9 protein-coding genes are annotated in these 19,929 nt (G+C 71.8%); all 9 read right to left on the reverse strand.

Annotated elements, in window-relative coordinates:
- Window positions 1–70 precede the first annotated feature (70 nt).
- The gene (locus SY91_RS23460; protein ID WP_043888507.1) at window positions 71–1,318 is read right to left on the reverse strand and encodes a RhtX/FptX family siderophore transporter; all 1,248 of its coding nucleotides are present in this window, start codon (window positions 1,316–1,318) and stop codon (window positions 71–73) included.
- A 22-nt stretch (window positions 1,319–1,340) separates the two neighbouring features.
- Window positions 1,341–2,852: a PepSY-associated TM helix domain-containing protein gene (locus tag SY91_RS23465; protein WP_043888503.1), complete on the reverse strand. Its 1,512-nt coding sequence runs from the start codon at window positions 2,850–2,852 to the stop codon at window positions 1,341–1,343.
- Window position 2,853: 1 nt separating this feature from the next.
- Entirely contained in the window at window positions 2,854–3,117 is a 264-nt protein-coding gene (locus SY91_RS23470) for a hypothetical protein (protein WP_023477564.1), read from the reverse strand.
- A complete protein-coding gene (locus SY91_RS23475; RefSeq protein ID WP_023477563.1) occupies window positions 3,117–5,300 on the reverse strand; it encodes a TonB-dependent siderophore receptor in 2,184 nt (727 codons plus the stop codon). The genes SY91_RS23470 and SY91_RS23475 overlap by 1 nt, the downstream gene beginning before the upstream one ends.
- A gap of 146 nt (window positions 5,301–5,446) precedes the next feature.
- On the reverse strand, window positions 5,447–7,207 hold the full coding sequence (locus SY91_RS23480) for an ABC transporter ATP-binding protein (RefSeq protein WP_043888506.1): 1,761 nt from the start codon (window positions 7,205–7,207) through the stop codon (window positions 5,447–5,449).
- Window positions 7,207–8,931 (reverse strand): ABC transporter ATP-binding protein, encoded by a 1,725-nt coding sequence (locus SY91_RS23485; protein WP_023477561.1) that lies wholly within the window; start codon window positions 8,929–8,931, stop codon window positions 7,207–7,209. The genes SY91_RS23480 and SY91_RS23485 overlap by 1 nt, the downstream gene beginning before the upstream one ends.
- The gene (locus SY91_RS23490; protein WP_023477560.1) at window positions 8,928–9,980 is read right to left on the reverse strand and encodes a Gfo/Idh/MocA family oxidoreductase; all 1,053 of its coding nucleotides are present in this window, start codon (window positions 9,978–9,980) and stop codon (window positions 8,928–8,930) included. The genes SY91_RS23485 and SY91_RS23490 overlap by 4 nt, the downstream gene beginning before the upstream one ends.
- Window positions 9,977–15,463 carry a non-ribosomal peptide synthetase gene (locus tag SY91_RS23495; protein WP_185921178.1) on the reverse strand — a complete coding sequence of 1,829 codons (5,487 nt, stop codon included), beginning with the start codon at window positions 15,461–15,463 and terminating at the stop codon, window positions 9,977–9,979. The genes SY91_RS23490 and SY91_RS23495 overlap by 4 nt, the downstream gene beginning before the upstream one ends.
- Complete coding sequence (locus SY91_RS23500) at window positions 15,460–19,833, reverse strand: non-ribosomal peptide synthetase (protein ID WP_023475674.1); 4,374 nt, start codon at window positions 19,831–19,833, stop codon at window positions 15,460–15,462. Before SY91_RS23500 ends, SY91_RS23495 begins: the two co-directional genes overlap by 4 nt.
- Window positions 19,834–19,929 lie beyond the last annotated feature (96 nt).

Genomic DNA, 19,929 nt, shown 5'->3' on the forward strand with positions numbered 1-19,929 from the left:
GCCATGCGTGACGCGGCTCGGCTCGGCGCGGTGCGGCCCGCGCCGTGCACCCACGCCGGCCGCTCAGCCGTCACGACACCAGCGCATCGTCTCCTTTCATCGCATACGCCGCCTCGCGCCGCCGCAGCTTCATCGCGATCAGCGCCGCCAGCACCGCGAGCGCGACGCCGGTGAGAAACCCGCCCGTGTAACCGACCTTCGCGGTCAGTGACAGGATCGTCGACGACGCGATCAGCTCGCCGAGATCGCGCGTGCTCTGCACGGCGGTCACGTCGGTGCCGGCCTGATCGCTGCCCCCCGCGAAACGCATGCCGGCCGTCATGATCGACACGGACGTGATGCCGGTCGCCAGCGAGCCGAGCACCGTGCACAGCCACGCCCACGCCGGCGACACCGGTAGCCACCCGCTCGCCTGCGTGAACCACAGCAGCGCCGCCGCGCCCGCGCAGCTCACGCCGGCCGTGAACGCCCGCCACAGGCCGAGCGCCCGCACGAGCCACGCGCCGCCGCCGCATCCGAGCACGACCGTCACGACGCCGCCGGCCATCCCGAGTTTGCCGATCGCGTCGAGCGACCAGCCCGCATCGTTGAGGAACAGCTTCGACAGGCCGAAGCCCGATACGGCAGTCATCGCCGACAGCAGCGCGAGCGACAGCAGCGACCACGAACGCGGCCGCTTCGCGAAGCGCACGAGGCTCGCGTCGTGATCGGGCCGGACGCGCGCACGATCCGCGTCGCGCGGCAACACCCACAGCACGCAGACGAGGCTCGCGAGCGGGACGGCGGCCAGCGCGAGAAACGCGGTGGGCTGGCCGAACAGGCCGATCAGCGTCAACGTGCCGGCGCCGCCGCCGAAGAAGCCGATCATCACGCCCGCGATCTGGATCGCGTTGATCCTCGCGAGCGTGTCGCCGCTGAAATGCTCGGCGGCCATCCCGTCGTTCGCGATGTCCTGCGTCGCGCTCGCGAGCGACGCGACGGCCAGTAGCCCGACCGCCCAGCCCGCCGTCGCGACCGTCATCCCGATCTGCGCGAGGCTGGCCAGGCACAGCACGACGATCGTCTGCATCGGCAGCATCCAGCTGCGCCGCCGGCCGATGCGGGGCGACCAGCGGTTGTCGACGACGGGCGCCCACAGGAATTTCACGACCCACGGCAGCCCGACGAGCGGCAGGAACGCAAGCGCGTGCAGCGGCGCGCCGTCGTGGCGCAGCAGCGTCGGCATCGCATCCATCGCGATGCCGATCGGGATGCCCTGTGACAGGTAAAGCAGCGTGATCGTGATGACCAGGCGGCGATGTTCGAGCAGGTCGCGCATCGAATTCTCCAGTTGCATGAGGTTAAAAAGGTTCGGCGCCGGCCGGCACGCGCGCGGGCTGCATCGCGTCGCGCCGCGGACGGCGTGCCGCACGCAGCAGCAATGCGCCGAAGGCGACGAGCGCCGCGTCGGTCAGCCAGTACACGGGTCGGCCTGCGTCCAGCAGCGCGAGCGCGCAATGGGTCGCGCCGGCCAGCCCGTACGCGACACCGGCCGCACGCATCAGCACGCGCAGCCATGCCGCGCGATCGGCGACGCAAGCCGCGAGCGCGATCGCGCCGCCCCACACGGCCCAGAACAGCATCGCGAGCGCATGGTCGACGTGCACGCCGTCGGGCAGTGCACGCCCGGCGAACAGCAGCGCACCGCCCGCGAGCACGAGCCCGCCGCACACGCCGACCGCGGCGGCGGCCAGCACGTCGGCCGAGCGATCGCGTTGCGCGCGCCGCCGTTCGATCCACAGATGCAGCCCCGTTGCGCACAACGCACACGCGGCGAGCCCCATCAGGAAATGCAGCACGCGCAGCACGCCACCGGCCGCGCCGACCCAGCCGTATTGCGCGAAATGCAGCGGCTGCACCGCGATGAACGCGCGCAGCCAGAAGCCGCGGCCGCGCGACGTCGCATCGGCGAGCCATTGCCCGTCCGTCGCGCGGTACAGGTGGCGTTCGAACACGGCCGTGCTCGGCAGGCCCGCGGTCGTACCGGCAATCTCGACGCGTGCATTCACGTCGCCCCAGCGATGCAGCACGACGGCTTCGGGCCGGAACTCCGGCCTGCGCACCGCGTCGCGCCGCAGCAGCGCTTCGAGATCGGGCGCATGCCGCCATGGGCCGCCGGCCTCGACGGGCGACGGTCCGCCCAGCAGCTCGGCGAACGCACGCTGCGGCTGCCCCGGATACGCGACGCCCGCGAGCGACACCGTGCCGAGCGCGCCGAGCCCCGACAGCGCGCCGGTGAACGCGAACAGCACGAGCCACGGCGTGCCCCACAGGCCGATCCACGCATGCAGGTCGAACAGCGCGACGCGCAAGCCGTGGCCGCGCCGGATACGCGCCGCGTCGGGCCAGCGCTTGCGGTGCACGACCACGCCCGCGACGATGAGCACGAGCAGCACGATGCCCCACAGGCTGACGAAAATGCGCCCGGGGAAGCCGGCGAACAGCGTCTTGTGCAGCGTGACGATCAACGTCGCCCGCACGGCGTCGGGCAGCGGCGCGCCGGTCGCCGGATCGAGCGCGAGCGTGCACGTCTGACGCGCGTCGCAGAAACGGATGGCCGGATCGTCCGGCCGCGGCAGCACGATGCGCGCGTCGCGCAACGCGAACCCGAGCGACGCCGCGCGCGCGACGAGCGCGTCGAGCGGCAACGTCGGCCGTGCGGCGGCCACCGCAGGCGGCCGCCACCAGCCCTGCATCGAATCGAACGCGAGACTCCAGGTGCCGCTGAACAGCACGACGAACAGCACCACGCCGAACAGCGCGCCGGCGCCGCGATGCAGCGCGCGCCAGCGCGCACGCGACGAAGCATCCATGTCAGCGCCCTCCCCAGAACATCGCGCACGGCACCAGCACCGCGAGCCACGCACCCGCGCGCCACGCGGCCTGCCGCCAGCCGGGCGCGACGAGCACCCACAGCAGCGCGGCGACGCTCGCGGCGAGCGTCAGCAACACGGCCGCATAGAGCCGGTTCAGGCCGTCGTCGGGGTAATGACGGGCCAGCGTGAGCGCGAGCGCGACCGCCCCCGGCAGCACGCCGCCGATCGCGATCGCCGCCCGCGCGCCCCAGCCGGACGCCATCAGAATTGCCCGCGCACGGTCAGCATCACGTTGCGCGGTTCCCCGTAACGGTTGTTCCAGCCCGGCTGGCTCAGGCTCAGGTAGTAGTTGCGGTCGAACAGGTTGTTGACGTTGAGCGCGGCGCTCCAGTGCTTGTCGTAGCGGTAGCCGAGCCGCACGCTCGCGAGCGCGTAGCCGCCCTGGCTCATCGTGACGCCGTTCGCCTGCGCCGAGTAGCTGCTCTGCACCTGCACGCCGCCGCCGATGCTCCAGCGCCGCTCCTGCCACGGCAGGTCGTAGTTGGTCCACAGCCGGAACAGGTGGCGCGGATTCAGCAGCGGCGCGAACGTGCCCGCGTTCGCGAGGTTGTCCGCATAACGCATCGTGTCGTACGTGTAGCTCGCCCACACGCTCCACCATGGCGTGATGCGGCCGTTCGCCTCGAACTCGAAGCCCTGGCTGCGCACGCTGCCGCCGTTCACGTAGTAGCAGCTCGGCCCCGCGCATGGATGCGCGAGGTCGACCTGCGGGTTGTTGTCGAGATCGATGCGGAACGCCGCGAGCGACACGTCGAGCTTGCCGCCCGCCAGTTCGCCCTTCACGCCCGTTTCGTAGGTACGCCCCTTCACCGGCGTCAGGATGCCGCCGCCCCACATCGACTTGGTCTGCGGCTGGAACACCTCCGCATAGCTCGCGTACCACGACCAGTCGCGCGCGAAATCCCAGATCAGCCCGCCGTACGGCGTGAACTGGTGGCCGGTGTTGTAGTGCGCGCCGAGGCTGTCCTGGTTCCACCAGCTCATCCGGCCGCCGAGCACGAGCGTCAGCGGCTCCGCGAGCTTGATGCGGCCCAGCCCGTAGACGCCCTTCTGCGAAACGTCGTTCTGCTGCGACTGCTGGTACGGCCCGATGCCGGGCTCGGGCACGCTGCTCGGGTTCCAGCGATACACGTTCACCGGCGTGCCGGCCACGTCGCCGAGCAGCGGCGCGGTCATCTGCCCGCTGCTGCTGTTCGCGTAGGTGACGCCGAACAGCAGGTCGTGCGTGAGCCCGAACGCATGCACGGGGCCCTGCACGTTCGCATCGACGCTGCGGCTGTAGCTGCTGAACTGGTACGCGGCGCCGGTCAGCCGGCCGCCGGCGCCCGTCGCCGGATCGACCGCGCCGAACGAACCTGCGTACTTCAGGTCCGAGCGCACGCTCTGGTATTCGCCGCTGACCTTCGCCTTCCAGCCGGCGCCGAGCTTCTGCTCGACCGACGCGAACGCGCGCGTCGTGTCCCAGTTGAAGCGGCCCCACGCGGTGTCGAGGAACGTCGAGCGCGACAGGCCGAGGCTCGCCCCGTCGCGCGCCATCGGCACGCCGGACATGTCGGGCACCGATGTCGTGGTCTGGTACTGCGCGCCGAACGTGAGCAGCGTGTCGCGCGTCACGTCGACTTCCGTGACGCTGTAGATCGAACGCGTGTCCTGCTTCGCATGGTCGTAGAAGAAGTGGCGATCCTCGTACGCGGCGACGAGCCGGCTGCGCACGGTGCCGGCCGCATTGAGCGGGCCGCCGATGTCGGCTTCCGCGCGATAGCGGTCCCAGCTGCCGACGCTGGCGGTCGCATGCGCGGAGAACTGGTATTGCGGGCGCTTGCGCACGAGGTTGACGGTCGCGGCCGGATTGCCCGAGCCGTGCAGCAGCCCGTTCGCGCCGCGCAGGATTTCGACGCGTTCGTACACCGAGATGTCCTGCGGCGCGCTCGCCATGTCGCCGATCACGACCGGCACGCCGTCGAATTCGAACGAATCGACCTTGAAGCCGCGCACGAAGTACGCGGTGGTGAGCAGCACGTAAGGCTGGACGGTCACGCCGGCCGACTGCTGCATCACCTCGTCGAGCGAGAACAGGTTCTGCTGGTCGATCCGCTCGCGCGTCGTCACGCTGACCGACTGCGGAATCTCGCGCAACGCGAGCGGCATCTTGCCGACCGTCGCCACCGACGGATCGTCGGCCACGCCGCGCGACGCATTCACCGCAATCGCCTTCAACTCGCCCCCGGCAGGCTGCGCGGCGGCTGTTTCGTCCTGGCGGACTTCCGCGCCGGCCGCCGGCGCCGCATCGGCGAACGCCGCCGCCGGATGCGCGGCGATCAGCAGGCCGAGGTACAGCGACGGACGCCAGCGCCCGAAACGGGCGACGCGTGCGCCCTGCATCATCGATCTCTCAGGTTCCCGTACCTCGTACCGCATTCACGCCCCCGTATTTGATAATCATTCTCATTATCAATTAGAACCGGCAGGCGATTTTTCGATCGAGGGGCTTTTCCTATCGATTCCGGGCACGGCGGCCCGCATTGTTCACGTCACTGTTCGGACTCGGCCGGGCGCGTTTCGACGTCCGCGCCGGCGGGTGGCGCCCCGTCGGGCCGCCCCGCACGGGCGAACGTCGCGTACCACGCATCGGTCGCGATCAGTTGCGCATGCGTGCCGGTCGCCCGCACGCGGCCCGCGTCGAGCACGACGATCGTATCGGCGGCCGCCGCGAGCGCCGGCTGGTGCGTGACGACGATGCGCGTGCGTTGCCCACGCAGCGCGACGAGACTGTCGCGCACGCGTCGCGCGCTCAGCTCGTCGAGGCTCGCAGTCGGCTCGTCGAACATCAGCACCGGCGCCCGCGCCAGCAGCGCGCGCGCCAGGCATGCGCGCTGGCGCTGCCCGCCCGACAGCAACTGGCCGCCCGGCCCCACATCGGTGTCGAGGCCGTCCGGCAGGCGCTCGGCGTCGCGCAGCAGGCCGACCGCGTCCAGCGCGGCGCGCAGTTCGGCATCGGCCGCGTCGGGCCGCCCCATCCGCACGTTCCACGCGAGGCTGCCGCGAAACAGCCCGTTGTCCTGGAACACGAGGTTGCGCGTCGCGGCGAGCGTCGCCTCGCTCAGGTGCCGCACGTCGGCGCGGCCGAGCAGCACGCGCCCGGCGCACGGATCGTCGAGCCGCGCGAGCAGGCCGAGCAGCGTGCTCTTGCCCGCCCCCGTCGGGCCGACGATCGCGACGAAGCCGCCCGCCGGACAATGCAGGTCGATCCCGTCGAGCAGCGTCGCGCCGCCGGCGGACCGATAGCCGACGCGCAGCGCGTCGACGCTCGCGTCGTGTACCGGCGTGCCGCGCTCGGGGCTGTCGAAAAGTGGCGCATGCAGCACCGCGAGCACCGTATCGAGCGCGCGCCAGCCGCCGCGCAGCGCCTGGTCGAGCTGCGTGAGCTGCGCGAGCGGCTCGATGAAGCGCACGAGCAGCACGAGCACCGCGACGGCCGTCGCCGCGTCGAGCCGGCCAACCGCGACGGCCCACGCGCCGCCGATCAGCATCGCGACGAACACGCCCTGCACCGCCCCCGCGAAGCCGAGCTCGATCGGCAGCGAGCGCCGCATCAGTGCTCGCGTGCGGCGATGCTGTTCGTCGAACGCGCGCTGCAGCGCCGCGCGTGCGTCGCCGTCCCGGCCCGCGAAGCGCAGCAGCCCCTGATGCGCGGCGAAGGTCTGAAGCTGCACGGCCATGTCGCGATCGCCCGCGGCGCGCGCCTGTTCGAACGCGAGCGTGCGGGCGCCGCCGCGTTCCAGCAGCGCGAACAGCAGCACGGCCGCCGCCGCGAGGCACAGCGCGATGCGCCAGTCGATCCACGCGAGCCCCGCGACCACCGCGAGCGGCGTGACGACCGCGCCGATCAACGGCCCGAGCAGGTGCGCGGGAAGTCCCATCGCCTGCATCACCGGCCCGCGCAGCAACCCGGCCGGATGACTGTCGCGCACGGCCTGCCACGACGCGATGCGCGGCAGGTGGTGCACGAGGCGTTCGACGAGGCCAACGGCCAGCGCGCCGCCCGCGCGATAGCCTCGACGTTGCGCGACGTACAGCACCAGCGCATGGCACAGCGTCAGCGCGCCGAGCACGGCCGTCCAGCGCAGCGCGGCCGCCTGCGCACCGGCGAACCAGGCGCGGATCAGCGGCACGAGCAGCAGCCCGCACGCGCCGTCGAGCAATGCGGCGGCCACCGCCCAGCCCAGCCCGCGCCACAGCGCGCGGCGCGTGTCGCGCGGCAGGCACTGCAAACGTTTGAGCGATGTCGTCATCATGCGGCCTCCCCGCCTGCGGCGCCGCGTTCGCGCCAGAGCCGCGCATACAGCCCGTGCGCGGCAAGCAGCGCCGCGTGCGTACCGCGTTCGACGATGCGGCCGTGCTCCATCACGAGGATCTGGTCCGCGTGCCGGATCGCGTCGAGATCGTGGCTGACGATCACACGGGTACGCGTGTCGGCGCGCAGCGCGTTGCGCAACGCGCGCCCGGTTTGCGGATCGAGCGCCGACGCCGGTTCGTCGAGCAGCAGCAGCGGCGCGCGCGACAGCAGCGCACGCGCGATCGACAGCCGCTGCAGTTCGCCGCCGGACAGCCGCACGTCGCGCCCGCACACGCAGTCGTAGCCGCCCGGCAATGCGTCGATGCGCTCGTCGAGACAGGCCGCACGCGCGGCGGCGCGAATCGCGTCGCGATCGGCATCGGGCCGGTACAGCGCGATGTTCGCGGCAATCGACACATCGGCGAGCGCGGTGGCCTGCTGGAACACCATCGCGACCTGTTCGCGGCGCGTGTCCGACGCGAGCAGCCGCAGATCGGCGCCGCCGAGCCGCACCGTGCCGCGATCGGGGTCCATGAAGCGCGCGAGCAGCATCAGCAGCGTGCTCTTGCCCGCGCCCGACGGCCCGACGATCGCGGTGGTCGTGCCGGCCGCGATCGTCGCGTCGAGGTCGCGCAGGATCGGCTCGCCGTCGATGTCGACCTGCACGCCGCGCAGTTCGATCGACGCGTCGCGCGGCGCCTGTGCCGCGCCGTCGGCGGGTTCCTGCAGGCCCGGCTGCACGAGCAACGCATCGAGCCGCGCGGCGGCCGCGCGCGCCTCGCGCAACGCATCGGCGCCATGACCGAGCGCACGCACCGGCGCCGCGACCGCCCAGATCAGCAACGCGAACGCGCACAGCGTGCCAACCGGCAACTGCCCGACCGTCAGCCACGTCGCGCCGAACACCACCCACGCGAGCAGGAACGGCGTGCCGAGCAGCACCTGCGTGCACGCGCCGAGACCGCCGATGCGGCCGACCCACGCCGCGAACGCGTGCGAGAAATGTCCGGCCGACGCCAGCGCGGCGGCCTCGATCCCGGCGCGCGGATACTGCCGCACCAGCGCCGGGTTCTGCGCGAGCTGCGCGTAGTCGCCCATCAACCGTTCGAGCGCCGCGTTGCGTGCGGCGAAGGCCGGCGCGAAGCGTGCCGAGCGCATCCAGCGGAACAGCGCCGCACCGGCGACGAGCGGCACGAGCGCGAACGCGAGCAGCGCGGGATTCAGATAAAGCAGGCACGCGAGCGCCGCGCACGGCACGACGACGAGCTGCGTGAGATCGGCCGGCGCATGCGCGACGAGCTGATGCAGCGCGCGCACGTCCTGGTCGACGTGGCGCGCGACGCGGTCGCTGCCCGCGCGTGCGAACCAGCCGAGCGGCAAACGCTGCAGATGATCGGCGAGGCGCTTGCGCAGACGGTCGCCGAGATCGGCGTCGACGCGGTGCGTCAGGTGCAGTGCGACCGTCTGGCCGCCCAGCCAGCACGCGCCGGCCGCCACGGCCGCGACGAGCCAGCCGCGCGCCGCGGCGTCGAGCTGCGCGCTCACGCGCCATGCGTCGGCGAGATGCGCAAGCGCGAGCCACGGTACGAGCGACGCGATGCCGGCCAGCGCCTGCAACGCCACCGCCGCGACGAGCGGCACTGCGAACGGCCGCAACATCGAAAGCAACGGCCCCTTCATGCGGCACGCTCCAGCAGCATGCCGAGCGTCGCGGCGCGCGCGTCACCCGGCGGCTGCGCCGGAAAACCGAGTTGCGCGGTCAACTGCTGCCAGACGCGCGCCACGTCGATGCTGCGCTGGTTGCACGCGTGCAGCCCTTCGCCGGACACGAGCCGGTCGACCGCGCGCACGGCCGCCTGCGGCCAGCAGCGCGCGTGAATCTCGCCCCAGGTGTCCTGTGCGTCGTCGCAGATCTGGATGCTCGGCATGTCGTCGCCGGCCGCCTCGCCGAAGATCGGGAACAGGCCGTCGTCGTCCAGCGCCGGCTCGCGCAGCGCGGGCGCCCACCACAGCGGGCCGTGCGGCGACGCGAGCGTCCACGTGCCGGCGTCGGTCGTCAGCGTGATGCCGAACAGCAGGCTCATCCGGCCGTCGTCGGCCGCCGCCATCTCGTTGTGCACGCGCAGCGACACCGGCGTTTCGGCGAGCACCATCGCGCATTCGCGCATCGACGACAGCGCCGGCCCGATCGGTTCGACCGACCACGGCCCGACGCCCTGCAACGCGGCCGCGAGCACGTCGAGCGCCGCGTAGCTCGCCTGCACCGAGCACACCACGTCCGCATGCACCGGCGCGCTCGTCTCGCGCAGCCGCCGCGCGACCGCGATGAAGCGCGCGACGACCGGCAGGTTCGGATAAAAGCTGTTGAGCAGGCAGCGGCGGCCATGGCGCGACGCGGTGCGCAGCACGCTGTCCCATTCGTCGGGCAGCAGCGGATGCTCGATCACGACGTCGATCCCGCGTTCGAGCAGCCGGCACGCGAGCGCGGCGCCTTGCGCGCCGCGCGCCGCGCCGCCAACGGCGACGCACGCGATGCGCACGTCGTCCGGCAGCTCGTCGACGCGATCGAACACCGGCGCACCGACGCGTGCGGCCAATGCGGCCGTGCGCGCACTGCCTTGCCCGAGGATGCCGGCGACGTGATACGAACCGGACGCCGCGAGGCCCGCCGCATAGAACTGACCGAAACGGGAGCCGGCCACGACGACCGGCAGCGGATGGACCTTCATCGTGCCTCCTTCAGGCGCGTATCGACGAACGCGGCGTTCAGGCAGTCGAAATGACCGCCGGGGATATCGACGGCCGTGATGCCGCCGAGCGCCTGCGCCGTCCAGTAATCGGTGAGCGCCGCGCGCTGCTGCGGAATCAGCGGATTGCAGCGCTCCGGAACGAACAGCCGCAGCGCACCCGCATACGGCGCATCGCCGGCCCAGTGGCACGCCTGCACCGAATGCATGAAGAGCCGGTAGAGCCGCTCGCGCTCGTCGAGCAGCGGATGCGCGAGCGCGTCCTGCAGCGACAGGCCGGCCGCCGCGCGCAACACGCGGCGACGCAGCCCGTTGAGCGGCTCGCAGCGATCGCCGAAGATCTCGAGCTGCGCCTGCAGGCTGCCGGGCGCGAGCCGCGCAGGGTCGGCCTTCAATGCGTCAGCCAGCGCGTCGGCCAGCACGTACGTTTCCGGAAAGCCGAGCGCATCGAGCGGCAGCCCGAGCGTCGCCGCGAAGTTGAACAGCACGAGCCGTTCGTCCTCGATCAGGTACGGAATCCGGTAGCTCGACACGATGTCGAGCGTGCGCACCGCGACACCGAGCTGCACGAGCGACTTCGCCATCTCCAGAGCGACCAGCCCGCCCGAGCAGTAGCCGAGCACGTCGACCTCGCGCACGCCGCTGCGCCACAGCGCATCCGCATAACGCCGGCCCAGCGTCGCGTTCAGGTGGCGCACCGGCAGGTCGAGATAGTCCTGCGCGTCGCGCACCGCGAAGCCGAGCACCGGGCCCAGCCGAGCCAGCGCGGGCAGCACCGGACGATACGCGTGCACGGTGCCGAGCCCTTCGTGCACGATCACGCGCGGCACGCCGTCACCCGGCGCGAGCGGAATCGGCCGCGCGCCGGCCCGCACGCGCGGCGCCGGCGCATGGACGACCGCCGATGCAGGCAACGTGCGCGACGCGGCGGGCGCGGCCGTCGGCGTCGCGCTCGCCGGCTGCTCGCCCGCATCGCGCAGGCATTGCGCGAACGCGGCGGGCGTCGGCTGCGCGAGCACCCAGCGCAGCAGCCGGTCGAACGGATGCGCGTGCGCGAGCGGCTCCTCGCCGCGCAGCCGCGACACGAGCTGCGCGATCAGCAGCGAATCGCCGCCCGCGGCGAAGAAGTCCTGATCCGGCGAGACGTTGCGCGTATCGAGTACGGTTTCCCACAAGCCGATCAGTCGCGCGAGCAGCGGATCGGCTGCCGGTGCGGGCACCGGCCGGACCACGGCCGGCGCCGGTTCGCGGATATCGGCGATGCCGGCCAGCGCGCGGCGGTCGATCTTGCCGTTCGCGGTCACCGGCAAACGTTCGAGCACGCGCAGTTGCGACGGCACCATGTAGTTCGGCACGCGCTCGGCCACGAACGCCAGCAGCGTATCCGGCGCGATGCGCGCGGCGCCGCGCTTCACGTGAGCCAGCAGGATGTCGTAGCCGAGCGCGGCGAGCGGCGTGTCGGGCGCGACACAACCGAGCGCACGATCGCCCGCCTCCGCCTGCAGCCAGTCGAGCCACTGCGCGTGCGGCACGAACAACCGCGCCGATGCGGCCCGCGCATCGTCCGGCGTCTCCATCATCAGCCCCTGGCTGATGCTGATTTCCGGATGCTCGGCCGTCAGTTCCTGGATCACCCACCACGCATCGGGCGCCGACAGTGCGCGCAAGCCGGCAATCAGTGCGACCGTGTCGCGCGCATTGTTCAGCGCGCCGGAGCTGATCGTCAGGTCGACCGAATGCGGCGCAATGCCCTGCGCGTCGCACGGCGCGTTCATGTCGAAGCGCACGAAGCGCATCCACGGATACGCGGCGAAACGCTCGCGTGCGGCCGCGAGGAAGTAGCTCGACACGTCGCTGAACAGGTAATCGATACGCGTACCGGCTTCGACCAGCGGCGCGAGCGCGTCGACGATCGCACGCGTCGCGGCGGCGGTGCCCGCGCCGATTTCGAGAATGCGCCACGCGCGCTGCGGCTCGCGGGCGACGACGGCGCGCACGGCCTGCGCCATCCCGCGATGCAGCGCGCGGGCATGTTCGCCGTCGCTGTACATCGCTTCGGCGATATGCGAAGCCCCTTCCGGGAACATCAGGCCGGCCGGCGACACGCTGCCGGCGATCTGCGCGCCGAGGCATCCGGCGCTCGCGCGGAAGTAGTCGACGAGCACGGCCGGCCACAGCTCGGGCGACGCGTGCTGCGCGAATGCGTCCCAGCACGCATGCGCGTCGGCCAGGCTCGCGCCCGGACGCATGCGCCAGCCGTCTTCGGCATCCGCCTCCAGCACGCCGTGCGCGACGAGCATCGTGAGCCAGTGGCGCAGCAAATGGCGTCGTGCCGCCGGCACACGCAGCCGCTCGCACAAGGTCGCGAAACCGGTCGAAGCGTCGGTCGTCAAGCCGCCGGCCGGCACGATCCATGCGGCGAGCGACGCCACGCACGCCGTTTCGAGCTGCGCGACCGAATGCGCCACGTCTGCCTGGGCGGGCCAGCGTGCGGTGTCGAATGCCGTGCGCACCTGCGTCGCCAGGTCACGCAGCGCGTCGTCCCGCGCCGATGCAGGCGCTTCCGCACTCTGCAGCGACACGAAGCTCGCGAGCCGGCGCTCCGCGCCTTCGCCGAGCACGATCGTCGCGGCCGCGCCGACGAGCGGATGCGCGGTCAGCGCCGCATCGATCTCGGCCAGCTCGATCCGGTACCCGCGGATTTTCACCTGATCGTCCTGCCGCCCGAGGAATTCGAGCGAGCCGTCGGCGCGCACGCGCCCGAGATCGCCGGTGCGGTAAAGCCTGCGCCCGTCCGGATGATGGATGAACCGTTCGGCCGTCCGCACCGGATCGTTCGCGTAGCCCGTCGCGAGCCCGACGCCGCCGATATGGATCTCGCCGCGCACGCCCGGCGGGCACGGCCGGCCGAGCGCGTCGAGCACTTCCATCGTCTGCCCGGTCAGCGCGCGGCCGTACGGAATGCTCGCGAGCTGCGTGTCTTCCGGACGGATCGGATGCTCGATCGACCAGATCGACGCTTCGGTCGCGCCGCCGAGGCTGAACAGTGCGCTGTCGGGCCAGCGGCGCCACCAGCGGGCCGGCAGCGTCACCGGAATCCAGTCGCCCGACCACAGCACGCGGCGCGGGCCCGGCACGTCGAGCGCCGGTTCGCCTTCGAGATAGTCGATCAGCATCTGTCCCTGGGCGGGCACCGAGTTCCACAGCGTCACGCGATGGCGCGCCATCAGTTCGGCCCAGTGCGACGGATCGTTGCCGCGCGCCGGATCGGGCAGCACGATGCACGCGCCGCGCGCGGTCGCGCCGAAAAAATCGTAGACGGACAGGTCGAAGCTCAGTTCGGCCAGCCCCAGCACCACGTCGCCCGCGCCGACCGCATGGCGCGCGCTGATGTCGGCAAGCGTGTTGCACACCGCCGCATGGCTCAGCATCACGCCCTTCGGCTCGCCGGTGGAACCCGACGTGTAGATCACGTAGGCCAACGCATCGGGGGCGATGTCGCACGCGGCGCGCGGCGGCCATTGCGGATCGCTCGACAACGCATCGACATCGATGCGCACGCAACCTTCGTGTTCGAATGCGAGCGCCTGCACGCTGACGACCGCACGCACTCGTGCATTGCGGAGAATGGCCTGTTGCCGCAGCGCCGGCTGACGGCTGTCGACCGGAACGTACGCGGCACCGGCCTGGACGATCGCGAGCACGGCCGCGAGCTGATGCGCACACTTCGGCATCAGCACCGCGACGGTATCGCCCACGCCGACGCCGGCCTGCTCGAGCGCGGTACGCAGCGCCGCCGCGTGTTGCGCGACCTCGCGGTACGTGCGTGCCCCCAGCGCATCGATCACGACCGGCGCATCGGGCGTGCGCAACGCCTGCGCGGCGAACCCGGCCGCGATATGCGTATCGGCATCCGGATGCGCGCCGGCGACCGGCGCCGCGGACGGCAGCACGATGTCACCCTCACGCGACCACCATTCGGCATCGTCGGCCAGCCGGCCCAGCAGCGCGACATACGCGTCGAACATCGCGGACGGCATGCCGTCCGGAAACAGGTCGTCGCGCACGTCCCAGCCGATTTCCAGCCCGCCGAACTGGTCGGTCACCTGGCAATCGAGCCACACCTGCGGCGTCTGGCTGATCATGGTGCGCGGCGGTGCGGCGCGCGTCGCGTGCTCCGTGTGCTCGCCGAGCAGGCGCCCCACGCTGCCGATCCCGCTCGTGAACACCACCGGCATCAGCGCCGCGTCCTTGCCGCGCCGCCGCGCGAGTTCGCGCATCACGTCGACGCCGGTGAAGGCGCGATGGTCGAGATCGTCGAACATCCGCGCGCCGATCGTGCGGGCACGCTCGACGAAATCGCGCCCGTGCGTCGCGTCGACGGCGAGCAGGCTCAGCGCGGTGAAATCGCCGAGCACAGCATCGATGCGCGGATGCACGGGCGGACGGTTCAGCACCGTGAGGTTCAGGCAGAACGCCGGCGCCTGGCTCCAGCGGCCGACCACCTCGGCGAACGCGGCCAGCGCCACGCTCGCCGCGCTCAGTCCGAAATGGCTCGCATGGCCGCTCAGCGCGGTCCATTGCGCGCGATCGAGCCGCGCATGCCGGTGCGTGAAGCGCGGCCGCCCGTCGGTACGCATCGCGGGCACCACCGGCAGATCAGGACGCGCGGGCAGATCGTCGAGTCGACTGAGCCACCACGCCTTGTCGCGCGCATGATCGGCACGCGTCGCGGCCTGCGCTTCATGCATCACATAGTCGCGAAACGTCGCATCGAGCGGCGCGGGCTGCCATTGCGGATCGCCGTAACGACGCCGCCACTCGGCGAGCAGCAATTGCAGGCTCGCGTAGTCGATCAGCGTGAAATCCACGGACAGGTGCAGCACCGCCCCATCCGGGCCGAGACTCACTTCCGGCTGCAGCACCGGCCAGCGGTCGAGCGCGTGCACCGCATGGTCGAGGCGCTCGCGCACGCGGTTCAGGTGGGCGTCGAATGCGTTCGCGTCGGCCTCGCGCAGGTCGTGCACGGTGAGCGGCTGCCACGGCACGTCGGGCAGCACGCGTTGCCATGCGTTGTCCTCGACGATCGCGCGCAGCATCGGATGGCGCGCGACGCACGCATTCCACGCGGCCTCGAAGCGCACGCAGTCGAGATCCTTCGGCTCGTCGTATTCGACGTACAGATGGCACGCGCTGCCGCCGAACTCGAACGATTCGTGGCGACCAAGCACATACGCGGCCTGCACCGGCGTCAGCGCGAATCGTTCGTACTGATGCGCCGGATCGCTGCGCCATGCTCCGCCCTGAAGGAAACGGACGAACGCGTCGCGTTCGGCCTTGATACGCGCGGCGAGATCCGCATCGAGCGCGCCGGCCGGCGCGCGATAGCGCAACTGGCCGCCGTCGTCGCACCACAGTTCGATCTGGCGTTCGCGGCAGAGATCGAGCACGTCGTCGAAGTTCACAGCACGCCCTCCTCGATCGTCGCGACCGACGCATCGCCGTCGGCGGGCGCCGCCGGCGTCAGTTCGTCGAGCTGCGCCGCGAGACCGGCGAGCGTCGGCTGCCGATAGAACGCGGCCATCCCGATCCGCACGCCGAGCCGCTCGCGCAATTGCGCGAGCAGGCGGGTCGCGAGCAGGCTGTCGCCGCCGAGCGCGAAGAACGTCGCGTCACGCGCGTTCGCCGCGCGGCCGAGCGCCTGCTCCCAACAGGCCAGCAATATCGCGTGCCGTTCGCCGGCCGGCACGAACGCGTCGTGCGCGGCCGGTGCGTCGCCGAGTGCGCGCGCGAGTGCATCCCCGACCGCCCGGCGATCGATCTTGCCGTTCGCGTTGAGCGGCCAGCGCGGCACGCACCACAGCGCATCGGGACGCATCGCGTCGGGCAACCGGTCGCGCAACCAGTCGGCGAGCGCCGCCTGTTCGATCGGCTCGCCGACCCGGCGCGCATCGATGCAGGCGAATGCCGCCGAGCGCCAGCTGCGCGCATCGAGCGCAAAGCCGCACGCGTGGGCGGCCGCCGCGAGCGCATCGTGCGCGAACGGCCGCGGCACCGACGCATCGCCCGCGACGCTCGCGACGAGTTCGCGCAGCGGCGAATCGCGCAGCACGTCGGCGAGCAGCAGGCGCCCGTCCCGCGCGAGCAGCGCGGCCGCGATCCGGAAGGTGTCGCGCGGATCGTCGCGCAGGTGGGCCGCCGCGAAACTGATCACGCAATCGAATGCGCCGAGATGGCGTGCGGGCAGCAAGCCGTCCTGCATCGTCTGCAACGCGGGCAGCGTTCGCGTGAACCGTGCCTGCGCGTTGTGCAGCAGGCCCGGCGACACGTCGAACAGCGTCACGTCGAAGCGCGGATCGTCGAGCACGCCGAGCCCCGCATCGAGCGCCTGGCCCGCGCGGGCATCGAGCACCGCGACGCGCAGCACACCTGTGTGTGCCGCGGCCTGCGCGTCCAGCGCGGCGGCGAATTCGCGCAGCGTACGAACGCCGTCCGGAAAACGCGTCGCGAACGCGAGCGGTGCCACGCACGGGTCCAGCGGCACGCGTTGCGCGGCGGTATCCGGGTCGGCGGCGAGCGCGCGCAGCGCGGCCGTCAGATCGTCGAGATCGGTTACCTGCCAGTCGAGATGACCGAGCGCATCGACGAGGGCAATCGATGCGTCACCCTTTGCGTGCCAGTGCGCACGCAGCGACGGCGGCAGGCCCGCGTCGCCGTCGAGCAGCCGCCCGGCAACGGCGCGGGAGACAGCCGTTTCCGCCGGCATCGTGTCGGCCATGTCGGCAGCCGCGAGCGATGACGGCACGGTGTCCGCCGCCGCGCAATCGTTCGGCACGAACGCCGCGACGATGCGCGCGGCCTCGCCGTGAACGACGCTCGCACACGCGCCGTCGATCAACAGATGCGCGGCCAGCGCCGCCTCGATCTCGCCGAGCTCGATCCGGTGCCCGCGCACCTTCACCTGCCGATCCTCGCGCCCGAGGAATTCGAGCGTCCCGTCCGGCCAGTAGCGGCCACGATCGCCGGTGCGATACCAGCGGCCGGACGCGTGCTGCACGAAGCGCTGCGCGGTCAGCTCGGGATCGTTCCGGTAGCCGCGCGCGAGACTGTCACCCCCGATCAGCAATTCGCCCGGCACGTAATCGGGCACATCACGGCCGTCGCCATCGACGACGCGATACGCCTGCCCCGGCAACGGCCGGCCGTACGGAATCGAACGCCAGTGCGGCGGCACGTCGCGCACCGTCTGCACGTTCGACCAGATCCCGGCCTCGGTCGCGCCGCCGAGCGCGTGGAACGCACAGGCATCGCCGCAGCGCGCGCGCACGCGCGCCGGCAGGTCGAGTGCGATCCAGTCGCCGGACAGCAGCGCCGCACGCACGCTGCGGCACGCGCCGCTCGCCGCCGGCACGGCCAGCGCCATTTCCAGCAGCGCGGGCGCCGAGTTCCACAGCGTTACGCTGTGCTGCGCGATCAGTTCGATCCAGCGCGCCGCATCGCGCGCTTCATCCTGCGTCGGCAGCACGAGTTGCGCACCGGCACCCAGCGCGCCGAACAGGTCGTACACCGACAGATCGAAATCGAGCGCCGACACCGCCAGCAGCCGGTCGTCCGCGCGCACGCCGAGCAGCGCATCGATCGCATCGATCGTGTTGATCGCCGCCGCGTGGGTCATCTCGACGCCCTTCGGCACGCCCGTCGAACCGGACGTGTAGATCACGTAAGCGGTCGTCTGCGGCGCGACCTCGAGCGGCGCGGCCAGCGGCGCATGCCGCGACAGCGCGGCGATGCCGACATGCGGCAGCGGCCCGCCCGCGCACGCGGTGTCGTCGATCACGGCCTTCACGCCCGCCGCACGCTCGATCAGCGCCTTGCGCGCGACCGGCTGCGCGATGTCGAGCGGCACGTAGCATGCGCCGGCCGCCAGCACGCCGAACACGGCCGCGACCTGCGCAGGCCCGCGCGGCAAACTGATCTCGACGGCATCGCCGTGCCCGATCCCGGCCGCGCGCAAGCCGCCCGCGATCGCGAGCGCCTGCGCGGCCAGTTCGCCGCGCGTCACCGTGCGATCGCCGTATCGCAACGCCACGGCGGCCGGCTCGCGCGCGGCCAGCGCGAAGAAATCGTGATGCAGCGTGCGCGCGCGGCCGGGAGCCGGCAACGCATTGAGCGTGTCGCGCACGCGCCGCTGCGCGGACGGCAGCTCGACCGCGATCGGCAGCCGCCAGTCGCGATCGCACAGCGCCTGCACGAACGCGACATACGCGCCGAACATCGCGTCGATCATTCCGTCCGGGAACAGCCCGTCGACGCTGTCCCACGCGAGCAGTGCACCGCCCGGCACGCGATAGAGCTGATGGTCGAGCCATACCTGCGGCGTCTGCGAAATCATGTCGTGCAGATCGCCGAACACCTGCGCGAACGCATCGGGCACGAACGGTTCGTCACCGAGATTGCACGAGAACACGACGGGCGCCGCACGCGGCGTGCCCTGCCGACGCGCATCGCGCAGCACGTCGAGCGCCGGATACGCGGCCTGCGCGATCGCACCATGCAGCCGCTGCTGGAACGCGCGCATCGCGTCGGCCGCGCTCGCATCGGCGCGCACGTCGCATTCGACGAGCAGCAGCGTCGTGAAATCGGCGATCACGCGGCCCAGATCGGGCGCATCGCCGTGCCGGTCGAACAGCGGCACGTTGAGCAGGAATGCCTGCCGGCCGCTCCAGCGCGCGAGCACGGCCGCGAACGCCGCGCCGAACACCGACGACAGCGTGACGCCATGCTGCGCGGCGCGCGCCTGCAGACGCGTCAACTCGTCCGTGCTCAGCGTATGCGCGACGCGGCTGAAACGCGGCGCGCGGATCGTTTCGGGCGCGCGGGCGAGCGGCAGCGCCGGCCCTTCCGGCAACGTCGCGAGCCGCGCCTGCCAGGCGTCACGCGCCGCGGCCCGCGCATCGCGCGTCTCGGCCGCGCGACGTGCGAGCCAGGCCGGGAACCACGTCGACGGCGCATCCGGCAGCGCCGACGGCTCGGCATAGGCCACGCCGATCTCCTGCATCAGCAGCCGCACGCTGTCCACGTCGGCCGCGAGCAGGTCGACGCTGAGCCACACGCGATCCTCGCCGCCGGGCATCTGCGCGAGCCCCATCATGAACACCTGCGCATGCTCGACGTCGAGACATTCGTGCGAGCGGAACGCGCGCAGCGACGCCCATTCGGTTTCCGCATCGGCCGCCGTCCGGTCGCGCCAGTCCGCGTGCGCGAACACCGGCGCGTCCGATTCGGCGAGGATCTGCTGACGGCCGCCGTCGAAACGCGCGCGCAGCATCGGATGACGCTCGCGCACGCGCCGGCATGCCGTGTCGAGACGAACGGGGTCGATCGCGCGGCTGCGGAATTCGAGAAACGCGTGGCAGCTCACGTTGCCGAGCACCTCGCCGTCGCCGCGGCCGAGCCAGTACGCCTGCTGCACCGCGGACAATTCGAACGGCGCATGCACGTCGACCGCTTCGGCAGCGACGACGGCTTCCGTGCGAGCGATACGCGGCGCATTGGCGAGCAGCGTGGTCCACGCGCCGAGCGTCGGCGTGCGCGCGAGCGCATCGAACGTCAGCGCATGGCCGAGCCGGTTCACGCGGGTCTGCAGATACATCAGCCGGATCGAATCGAGGCCGCAGCTCAGCAGGTCCTCGTCATCGTCGAGCGACGCGATCTCGTCGACGGATTCGTCGAGCAGCTCGGCGATCAGCGCAACGAGCCGCGCGCGAAATTCAGTGGAAGAACAACAGGAAGGATCGGAATGGTCGGTAGTGGAATCGACAACGGTCTGGCTCATGGGCACGCCTTGTATGGGTCGTTCGACGGCGGTTCCGCGCGGCGGCGGCCACCTGTGAATGAGAATCTATCTCATTAACGCCCATGAGCCCGGTCG

The organism is Burkholderia cenocepacia, from assembly GCF_014211915.1.
GTDB lineage: Bacteria > Pseudomonadota > Gammaproteobacteria > Burkholderiales > Burkholderiaceae > Burkholderia > Burkholderia orbicola.

Bases quoted from the DNA above. Each gene is read 5' to 3' on its own strand.
- SY91_RS23485 (WP_023477561.1), bottom strand. From the start codon at position 8,931: ATGAAGGGGCCGTTGCTTTCGATGTTGCGGCCGTTCGCAGTGCCGCTC.
- SY91_RS23500 (WP_023475674.1), bottom strand. From the start codon at position 19,833: ATGAGCCAGACCGTTGTCGATTCCACTACCGACCATTCCGATCCTTCC.
- SY91_RS23490 (WP_023477560.1), bottom strand. From the start codon at position 9,980: ATGAAGGTCCATCCGCTGCCGGTCGTCGTGGCCGGCTCCCGTTTCGGT.
- SY91_RS23475 (WP_023477563.1), bottom strand. From the start codon at position 5,300: ATGATGCAGGGCGCACGCGTCGCCCGTTTCGGGCGCTGGCGTCCGTCG.
- SY91_RS23460 (WP_043888507.1), bottom strand. From the start codon at position 1,318: ATGCGCGACCTGCTCGAACATCGCCGCCTGGTCATCACGATCACGCTG.
- SY91_RS23470 (WP_023477564.1), bottom strand. From the start codon at position 3,117: ATGGCGTCCGGCTGGGGCGCGCGGGCGGCGATCGCGATCGGCGGCGTG.
- SY91_RS23465 (WP_043888503.1), bottom strand. From the start codon at position 2,852: ATGGATGCTTCGTCGCGTGCGCGCTGGCGCGCGCTGCATCGCGGCGCC.
- SY91_RS23480 (WP_043888506.1), bottom strand. From the start codon at position 7,207: ATGACGACATCGCTCAAACGTTTGCAGTGCCTGCCGCGCGACACGCGC.